Genomic DNA, 644 nt, shown 5'->3' on the forward strand with positions numbered 1-644 from the left:
AAGGCTGCTGCGCAGATCGCTGGGAACCAGAAGACGACGGCGTCGGCGGATGCGTCCAAGAACGCGGACTCCACGCCGAACGCGTCGTCGAAGGTCGCGGCGAAGGCTGCTGCTGAGGCGGACAACTCCTCCAACACCAATGGTGGAGCGTCGGTTCAGGCGTCGTCCAAGACGCAGGCGTCGTCGAAGTCTGCTGCGGTCGCGGACGCGTCCAAGGACGCATCCCAGGACGCGGCTGCGGACGTCAATGGTGCTGGTGCGAATGTGAGTGCTGGTGCGTCGGTGTCGGCGTCGGCGGATGCTGATGGTGACAACAACCCGGCTGCGAAGGCGGCGTCGGAGGCGGCTGCGAACAACGACGGTACGTCGACGGCGTCTGCTGCCGCGGACATCTCCGCCAAGGCTGCTGCGCAGATCGCTGGGAACCAGAAGACGACGGCGTCGGCGGATGCGTCCAAGAACGCGGACTCCACGCCGAACGCGTCGTCGAAGGTCGCGGCGAAGGCTGCTGCTGAGGCGGACAACTCCTCCAACACCAATGGTGGAGCGTCGGTTCAGGCGTCGTCCAAGACGCAGGCGTCGTCGAAGTCTGCTGCGGTCGCGGACGCGTCCAAGGACGCATCCCAGGACGCGGCTGCGGACGT

1 pseudogene is annotated in these 644 nt (G+C 66.6%); it reads left to right on the plus strand.

Features of this window, described 5'->3' with window-relative positions:
• Positions 1–264: 264 nt before the first annotated feature.
• Positions 265–644, plus strand: a pseudogene (locus FS641_RS18300) (hypothetical protein); the annotation flags it as partial.

The sequence above is a fragment of the Curtobacterium sp. 9128 genome, from assembly GCF_007673775.1.
Classification (GTDB): Bacteria; Actinomycetota; Actinomycetes; order Actinomycetales; family Microbacteriaceae; genus Curtobacterium.